This window comes from Anabaena sp. 4-3, from assembly GCF_001597745.1.
Classification (GTDB): Bacteria; Cyanobacteriota; Cyanobacteriia; order Cyanobacteriales; family Nostocaceae; genus Trichormus.
The window spans coordinates 1-2,871 of the sequence record NZ_LUHJ01000045.1; the positions used below are offsets into that span (position 1 = coordinate 1).

General features: G+C 39.7%; 1 protein-coding gene. It reads right to left on the reverse strand.

Annotation, left to right across the window (positions count from 1 at the left end; translation table 11 throughout):
- Nucleotides 1-2,782, reverse strand: a 2,782-nt coding sequence (locus A3775_RS11930; protein ID WP_066425060.1) for an ATP-binding protein, incomplete at its 3' end; no start/stop codon positions are given.
- Nucleotides 2,783-2,871: the final 89 nt, after the last annotated feature.

Sequence of the window (2,871 nt, forward strand, 5' to 3'; positions counted from 1 at the left end):
CTAACTCAACCAGCTTCTCAAATTCAAATTGTCGAGCCAGTTTTGTCAGTGATTGTATCAGATTAGTTGCTGTATCTGGTATTTCTCCTACCAGTTCTATGACTTGGTTAGTATTAGCCTCCAGCGCAGCTGTGTATAGCTGAGTAATCCATTCTTGAGGCATACAGGTGAGGTGTTGCGATGTCAAGATAGTCTCTGTTGCCTGATTTACTAGGGGCGTTTGGCTGTCGGCAAAGATAAATTTTACACCGAGATGTTTAGTTAGTGCATTAAAAATGGTGTGTTCGGCAAAGGGTTTGCGGAGGAAGTCATCACAACCAGCAGAGAGAACTATGGCTTTTTCTTCTTCTAAGACGCTGGCTGTCAAGGCGATGACGGCTGTGGCGTTACCTTTGGTAGTAGACTTAATATATTTAGTCGCTTCATAACCATCCATGACAGGCATTCTCATATCCATCCAGATTAAATGCGGTTCCCATTCATCCCAAATTGCGATCGCTTCCTTGCCGTTACTCGCCTCTCTCATCTCAAACCCCAAAGGCATGAGTAACTTCATCAACAATTGGCGATTAATGGCTTTATCATCTACTGTCAGCAGTTTATATGTTGGCTGATTGGCAACTAGCCCCAACACTTGCGGATAGGCTTGCGAACTCTGACTGACTGTTGCTTGCGCCAATTTCGCCTGAAGATGAAATTGAAAAGTTGTACCTTTGCCCAATTCACTCTCAACTGAAATATCTCCCCCCATCAGTTGCACAAATTTACGGCTAATAGCTAAACCTAATCCTGTACCTTCTTGGGCATCTTTTCCGGCTTGGGCTTGCGTAAACGCATCAAATAATTTGGGTAATTCAGTGGCGGAAATCCCTACACCTGTATCACGCACCTGAAAATGGATATGAAATACATCTGTGGTTTCTTGTTCTCCTGCAAACACAAGTAGACTGACGTTGCCTTCTGAGGTAAATTTAATCGCGTTGCTGAGTAGATTGATTAACACCTGACGTAGTTTGACTGCATCTGTGCAGATATAGCGGGGAACATTGTCACTGCGCTGGAATATCAAAGCCAATCCAGCATTTGTTGCCCGCAGATGTAGCATATCTTCTAAATCATCGAGTAAGCGATACAAGTCAAAGTCTTGAGGATTCAGGGTAGTTTTTCCGGCTTCAATTTTCGATAAATCGAGAATATTATTAATGAGGGTGAGTAAATAATCGCCACTACGATAGATAATCCCAGCATTTTCATACTGTTCCGATGGTAAGTTTTTAGCGCGTATCATTAATTGAGAAAAGCCGAGAATCGCATTTAGAGGAGAACGCAATTCATGACTCATATTAGCAATAAATGCACTTTTGGCTTGATTTGCTACTTCGGCTTTTTCTTTGGCAATGGCTAATTCTGCTGTTCTCTCTTTGACTCGTTGTTCTAAAGTTTCAAAAGCTGTTTGTAACTGAATAGCCATTTTATGAAAAGAATCAGCCAGCGTTGCTACTTCTGTAATACTTTGAATTGCTCTTGAGCCATTTTCTAAATCAGAATTATCCCATTTTCCTAATGCTAAAGCTTGACTGGCTCGACTTAATCGCAATATAGGAGTCGTAATCCAATTGGCTGTGATGATACCTAAGATTGTGGCCATAATTAAAGTTAAACTACATAATATGATTGTCGAACGAGCATTGGCTTGAATTTCTGCCATGAAGTCAGCTTCAGGAATGACAACCACTGTCAGCCAATCTAAACCTTTTTGTTTCTGGAATGGGACAATTTTCACAAAGTAGCGTTTACCATGCTCGTCTGTAAAGGTAAGTTCTTGCTGTTGATTAATGTCATCAAACCTTCCAAAATACTGCAATATTTTTTTAGTAGTTTTCTGAGTAATTTCATTTCGACTATTCACAGAATTCAATCTATATCTGCTGGGGTCATCTCTTTCCTTAACGGTATTCAGAGATTTTATTACATCGGGAGTAAAGGGGATTTCTCCTGTAGAAGTCCCGATTAACAATCCACTTTTTTCTATAACAAAAGCTTGACCGGTTTGACCAATTTTCAAACTATTGAGAAAATCCCCTAATTGAGATAGAGAAAAAGCGCAACTGAGGACTCCTTGAAAGGTATTGTTTTGATCAATAAATGGTAAAAAATAGGCGGCTACTAATTTAGTTTCATCCTTTCTGATCCTGGCTACAACAATCCGCCAAATTCCACGTCCTGCCTTTTTTGTTGCCCCATACCAAGGATTTCCAGGGGGATCGTTATGCGGATCAAAAACTTTTACACTTTGGATTAATTTGAGTTTGTTGCCTTGATTGTCAGTCAGGTAATTATTCCATTTATTATTAGTTGATTTATCTTTGATCCGCAGCAGACGCGAGCCATCATCATGTTTATCCACAATTAACATATCTTTCTGCTCGGTAGCGATCGCAATGGCATTGATATGATTAAATATTTGTGATTGCTGCCAAAAATAGCGTTTTACTGTGGATAAATCTTGATAGTTCAAAATGCCTAGTTTAATCGCATCGGCATTATTGCGAGTAACTGCTACTGAAGTCTGCAAATAATTGGCTAAATTCTGATCAATGCGATCGCCTACTTCCGTCATCAAGGATTTAGCTATATCCTCTACCGCTTTTTGTCCACTACGATAGGAAAGATAGCCAACTAACCCGACTGCACCGACAACTTGTAAGACAAAAGGAATAATTAACAGTGATTTCAGGGGGATTTGTCGATATTTTTGGGCTTTATTCCTAGTTTTTCTCATTATTACTTATTAAAGGTTCGGCTAACTCAACCAGCTTCTCAAATTCAAATTGTCGAGCCAGTTTTGTCAGTGATTGTATCAGATTAGTT